We start from the raw sequence: 5,950 nt of genomic DNA, 5'->3' as shown, positions 1-5,950 counted from the left end.
AACAACACCCACAACTCATCGGGCACCAAACGCGCGACCAGATCCGTCATGCACGGTTCAACGAACGATCAAGCCAAAAGAAACGGCGTCTTAGCACTAGCCTCGCCGTTTCGGTTGGGGCGATGAGGCGTCGCTGAGGGACAACTGCCGGGTGACCGACACGATTTCGGTGCTCGGACATGGCGGAATCCCGGCGCGGTGGTCGGGTTCTCCGGAGTCCTTCGGGTCGTGGGCGGGCAGGGTGGTTGCTGGTCAGCTGGCGGGACGGGGCAGTGCGGCGAGACGGTGGAAGGCCGCAACCAGTTCGTTTCTCCATGGCCAGGTCGCCGATATCCGCAAGCGCAGGCGTCGGCCGCCGCGGGTGAGGCGGGCGGCGACGTGCAGCAGCCGGTAGCGGAGCTTCTTCGGCTCGGCAGTGGCCAGTTCCCCGTCCAGCAGCAGGACGCGCGTCCAGGCCAGCAGGTCGATCGCCGCGAGGCTGAGTTCGAGCCAGACGGCGTTGACGCCGAAGTGGCGGGAGGGGAAGCGGCCGAAGCCGGTGGTCTTGCCGCACCGGATGTGGTCCTCGACGGTGGCATGCCCGCGGTGGCGGACCTCCAGGAACTGGGCGGAGCCACCAGCGCAGTACGGGGTGTCGGTGAGGAACACCTGATGGCGCAGGCCCTCGTCCTGGTCGAACAGGGACAGCTGGGCTCCGGGGTGCGGCCGCTCGCGGCGCACGATGATGCGGGTGCCGGCCGGGTAGCCGTCCAGGTCGACCATGCCGGTCAGCTCGGCGACCTCGGCGCCGTCACGCAGGGTGCCGTCCTGCTCGAGGGCGGGATGCCAGAGGCGGTCGGGCATCGAGCGGACCGCGCGGCGGACGGGCTCGGTGATGGCGTATCCGACGGAGAAAAAGGTACGGATTCCTTGTTGCCGCAGGTCGCGGATGTGGATGAGGAAGGCCTTCGCGGATCCGGCGCTGTCGGCGCGGATGAGGATGTCGGTGCCGTGCCGGTGAGCGTCGGGGATCTGCGCGAGCGCCTGGTCGAGCACGACGATGTGATCGGCGGCGGTGTTGGCTCCGGAGTTGCCGGGCCGCAGCCGCCCCGACACGGCCTCGCCGGTGTTCGCGAGGAAACACAGCAGCGGGTGGAAGCCGAAGCCGCCCTTGTAGGTCGGTGCGGCCTGCTCTTTCTCGGAGTGGCAGGTGACCAGCGTGGCGTCGAGGTCCAGGACCAGGCCGGGAAGTTCTTGTCCGCCGGCCCGGGCAGCGGGTATGCCCTCGCCGGTCTCGGCGGCCTGCATCCAGGCGACTTCCCGGGCTGAAGCGCGAGCCGCTCGCAGCGAAGCGAGTGCGGCCTCGTCGGTGTCGGCGAGCAACCGCCAAGCCGTGGGCGTGGAGGCGACCGGGCCGAACACCCCTGCCTGGTCCCGCAGCACGGCCAGATCCGCGATCGCCTCACCACCGTCGGCGAGCATCACCGCGAGATCGGTGGCGACCCGGCCCGGATCATGCCCGGTCCCGCGCGGCCGAAGCGACCTGAGCGCGGCAGAGTACGCGGCGGTCAGCCCGGTGGCATCGGCGAGATCCGTCAGCAACCGCGCCCCGGCATGTCCGACCACCCCCGAACCATCGGCACTGACATGGACCTTGGGACGCAACCCGATAGCCTGCACGTAGAAAGTGCCTTCCGCCTGGACCGACAGAACCCCTCAGCAAGGTTCATCGTTCCAGGTCAGGAAGGCACTTTCGCGTTTCCGCCCCCAAGCCAGCCGTCCCCAAGTGAAACGGCGAGGCTAGCCTCGCGCTTTCACGACGCGGGCTGTCCAGTAGGTGACCAAGACAGCAGAAAGTGCCTCTGACCAGCGAGAATAAGGATTGTCTAGGCCCTTGTTCCCGCTCCTGCCGGAGGCACTCCAGGTGAAGAAGCGTATCGGGTCGTACCCGCGTGTCCGCGCTGAGGGCGGCGGTCGTGGGGTGGTCTCGCAGGCCGGGGCCGTGCTGCTGGTGGAGACGGTCCGCAAGTCCGGCCTGGATCAGGCGATATCGACGGCACTGACACCCTGGCGGAAGTCCCGCGCGGTACACGATCCGGGCAAAGTCCTGTTGGACGTGGCGCTCGCGGTCGCGCTCGGCGGTGACTGTCTCGCCGATGTCGCCATGCTGCGGGCCGAGCCCGGCATGTTCGGGCCGGTGGCCTCCGACCCGACGGTCTCCCGGCTCGTCGACACCCTCGCCGCTGGCGGGAACCGTGTGCTGACCGCGATTCGCCAGGCCCGCGCTCACACCCGCGAACACGTCTGGAAACTGGCCGGCGACACGGCTCCGGACGCCGGCGGGCAGGTGACCGTGGACCTGGACGGTGTCCTGGTGATCTCCCACTCCGACAAGCAGGACGCGGCCGCCACCTGGAAGAAGACCTTCGGGCATCACCCGCTGATGGGATTCGTCGACCACGGCACCGGTGGGTCCGGTGAGCCGGTGGCCGCGGTGCTGCGAGCTGGAAACGCAGGCAGCAACACAGCCGCCGACCACATCATCACCGCCCAACTGGCCCTGGCTCAACTGCCGAAGGCTTACCGGCGCGGCAGGCGGACGCTGATCCGCACCGATTCCGGCGGGGGCACTCATGAGTTCGTGGGCTGGCTGGCCCAGCGCAGGCGGTGGCTGTCGTACTCCGTCGGCATGACCATCACCGACGCCATCCACCAAGCCGTACTCAAGGCACCGGTATCGGCCTGGACGCCTGCCGTCGAACCCAGCGGAGACATCCGTGACGGCGCCTGGGTCGCCGAGATCGCCGGTGACGTGCTGACCGGCTGGCCTGAAGGGATGCGGCTGATCATGCGGAAGGAACGGCCCCACCCCGGTGCCCAGTTGCGAATCACCGACGCCGACGGCCTGCGGCTCACCTGCTTCGCCACCAACTCGGTGGACGTTCCGATCGCCGCGCTCGAACTGCGACACCGCCGACGCGCGAGGGCCGAGGACCGCATCCGTGCCGCCCGCGCCACCGGCCTGCGCAACCTGCCCCTGCACGACACCGCGCAGAACCAGATCTGGCTGGAGATCGTCCAGATCGCCCTCGACCTCCTCGCATGGATGCCCATGCTTGCACTGACCAGCGAAACCCGCAGGTGGGAGCCCCGCCGCCTCCGGCTCCGCCTCTTCTCCGCCGCCGCCCAGATCGTCACCACCGCCCGCCGCCGGCGTCTACGGTTCGCACGCCACTGGCCCTGGACCGGCGTGATCACCGACGCCCTGGCACGGCTCGAAGCTATCCCGAACCCCGGCTGACCAGTACATTCCCGTCCCTGCGAGCAGCACCACCCGAACGGAGCCGTGGAACCCGGCGCCCATCCGACGCGACAGCCGGACCATCAGCCTGGCCGCCACCAGCCCGAACGACCGAAACGGACCGCCGAAGAAACCGTCGGGCCGTCACGAAAAATCGAGGTTAGCGTCAGCTTCGGACCCAGAGGAAGATTGCTGCGACCTAAGTGCTGCGAGGTAGTGCACGGCGAACTTGTCGGTGCGCATGGCGATACCGCGCCACTGCTTGAGCCGGTTGATGCATCACTCGACAGTGTTGCGGTGCTTGTACGCCTGGCGGTCAAAGCTGGGCGGGCGGCCGCCGCGTGAGCCGCGCCGCTTGCGGTTGGCGATCTGGTCGGCAGGTTCCGGGATCACCGTCGTGATGCCGCGACGGCGCAAATAGGAGCGGATCGCACGGGAGGAGTACGCGCGATCCGCGCTCACGCTGGCCGGTCTCGTCCTGGGCCTGCCGTTCCCGATCCTCGGCACGCGAATGCTGGCCATGACGGCCTCGAAGTAGAGAGAGTCGTGGCGGTGCCCGGCCGCGACCAGCACTGACAACGGACGGCACCGGCCGTCGGCTGCCAGGTGGACTTTTGTGGTCAGCCCGCCGCGGGATCGCCCGAGAGCGTGATCATCCGGTTCTCCTGCTGGAGCCCCCTTTTACGGGCGCCGGCAGCGTGCTGATGAGCGCGCACGGTGGTGGAGTCCACACTGACCAGCCAGTCGATGTCTCCGGCTGCATCGGCCTGGGCCTGGAGTTCGGTCAGGATCCGCTACCGGGTGCCGTCCTTCGCCCAACGCCGGAAGCGGTTGAAAACCGTCTGCCAGGGACCGAACCGCTCAGACAGGTCCCACCATGCGTTGTTGCCCCGGTACTTCCATGCCACCACGTCGATGATCACCCGATGGTCCCGCCATCGACCACCGCGACGGATCCGGCGGCAGCAGTCGCCGGATCCGTTCCCAGCCCTCATCGCTCAACCCACCCCTGGACTCCGCGTCGGATCAAACGATCATCTGATCCACGGGACACTGCCTGACCGGACCGGCCGCACACCCGGCCGCCGGACGGCCCGTCACGGCCCCGGCCCAGGCGGGCAATTGCGTGACACCGATCATGAAGATCCTCGAAAAACCGCATGCCCGCCGACACCCCGGGGGCCGCACAAAGGACGGGGCCCTCCCGCAGAACACCGGCCGGCGGTGAACGGCTTCTGCGGACCCGGAAGAACACCCGGGTTGTGCAGGCCGTTGCCACACCTGCCCCGAGGGATACCGCGACGCCCCGCACCGCGCCAAAAGCCCAGGAGGCCCGGACCTGCCCCACTCGCCGAAAGGCGTGATCAACACCGTCGGCTCACGGCGCAGGAAACGAGCACCTCGGCCGCGTGTGCGCAGGCCGCGAGGCGGGCGTCGACCGCAGGACCAAAACCCGGTGGAGACAGGAACGCAAGGGCCACCGACCGGACCGGTGCCGGGATACCGGCCCACGTGCACAGGCCGGTACAGGCTCGCATACAAAGATCCGAAAGCCCCGGCCGAACCGCAGGAAGCCGGGGGCGGGACCGCCCGGCAGGCAAGTCTGCGGACTGCTCCCAGCGGTCAAGGGCGCCTGCGGCGGCGCTCCCCGCCGGGCTCCGCCCACCCCGGGACAACGCGTCCCGGCCCGGGGTCCGCCGGCCGTCAGCCGGCCCCCGAGGAGCGGCACCCGGCCTTTGCCCGTGATCCTGTGCAGACCTGTGCGCGCATCGCGCTCATCGACGTCGCCCCACCAGCTCGTGAAAGCGCCGGCCGTGCCCGTCCGGGACCGCCTGAACACCCACGTCCCGCACACCATGGCCGGGCTCATCGCCGAGCGGGAGCCGGGCACCGCCTCAGGCCGCCGACGACGACGCCCAGGCCCTGCCCGGCGTCCCTGCCCGGCGCGGGCTGCCGCCCGCCCGGCACCCGGCCGCCGACGGCCGCACCTTTCCGGTCCGCCCGCAGCGCGCCGAGCGTGCACAGCAGTTCACCGTCAGCGGCCCGCCGCCGGGCAGGTCCACCCGCCGGCACCGGCAGGAACGACGGCTTCGGCATCGAACGGCTTCGGCAGCCGGCCGGCGGCCGGGAAACCCTCTTCGCCGAGAGTGAGCTGTTTCCAACCTGGCTTCGTGTGGCGGGAGTTGGGGTGAGGGGCAGTGCGGAGACGTTGAGAAGCTCCTGGTAGACGGGTGATTGTCGAGATCAACTGTCCAGCCAGGAGCTTCCGCGTGCTTGTCTACCCATCGGGGATCGATCTGTCCACCTCGTCCCTGCGATTTCTCGCCCGCCGGCTGAGCACGCGGCATCGAGAGCAGGGCACCCGGTGGCGTCGTCTGTCCGCAGGGCGCCAGGCGCTGCTGGTCCTGGCGCATCTTCGCTGCGGTGACACCTACGCCCGCCTTGCCGCCGGCTTCGAAGTCGGGATCGCGACGGTGTACCGGTACGTGGCCGAGGCCGTCGAAGTCCTCGCCGCGCTGGCTCCCGACCTGCGGACCGCGGCCTGCACCGCTTCCACCAAGGCATTCGTGATCCTGGACGGCACGCTGCTGCCGATCGACCGAATCGCGGCCGACCGGCCCTTCTACTCTGGGAAACATAACAAGCACGGCATGAACGTGCAGATCATCA

Annotated in this window: 3 protein-coding genes and 2 pseudogenes; 3 read left to right on the top strand and 2 right to left on the bottom strand. The window is 69.4% G+C overall.

What is annotated here, in order from left to right; genetic code table 11:
* Positions 1 to 252: 252 nt before the first annotated feature.
* Positions 253 to 1,659 carry an IS1380 family transposase gene (locus ABT085_RS42935; RefSeq protein WP_351621600.1) on the bottom strand — a complete coding sequence of 469 codons (1,407 nt, stop codon included), beginning with the start codon at positions 1,657 to 1,659 and terminating at the stop codon, positions 253 to 255.
* 244 nt (positions 1,660 to 1,903) lie between these two features.
* Here ABT085_RS42935 and ABT085_RS42930 point away from each other — a divergent pair, with 244 nt between their 5' ends.
* On the top strand, positions 1,904 to 3,280 hold the full coding sequence (locus tag ABT085_RS42930; protein ID WP_351621605.1) for an IS1380 family transposase: 1,377 nt from the start codon (positions 1,904 to 1,906) through the stop codon (positions 3,278 to 3,280).
* Positions 3,281 to 3,446: 166 nt separating this feature from the next.
* Here ABT085_RS42930 and ABT085_RS42925 read toward each other — a convergent pair.
* Positions 3,447 to 4,282, bottom strand: a pseudogene (locus ABT085_RS42925) (IS5 family transposase).
* 763 nt (positions 4,283 to 5,045) lie between these two features.
* Here ABT085_RS42925 and ABT085_RS46905 point away from each other — a divergent pair.
* Both ABT085_RS46905 and ABT085_RS42920 read left to right on the top strand, forming a co-directional pair.
* Positions 5,046 to 5,160 (top strand): annotated as a pseudogene (locus tag ABT085_RS46905) (IS630 family transposase); the annotation flags it as partial.
* Positions 5,161 to 5,550: 390 nt separating this feature from the next.
* Positions 5,551 to 5,950, top strand: a 400-nt coding sequence (locus ABT085_RS42920; RefSeq protein ID WP_351621602.1) for a transposase family protein, incomplete at its 3' end; no start/stop codon positions are given.

Source organism: Streptomyces sp. NPDC002265 (genome assembly GCF_040296125.1).
Classification (GTDB): domain Bacteria; phylum Actinomycetota; class Actinomycetes; order Streptomycetales; family Streptomycetaceae; genus Streptomyces.
Note: the sequence above shows the minus strand (reverse complement) of the source record. Positions and strands in the feature narration are given on the sequence as shown.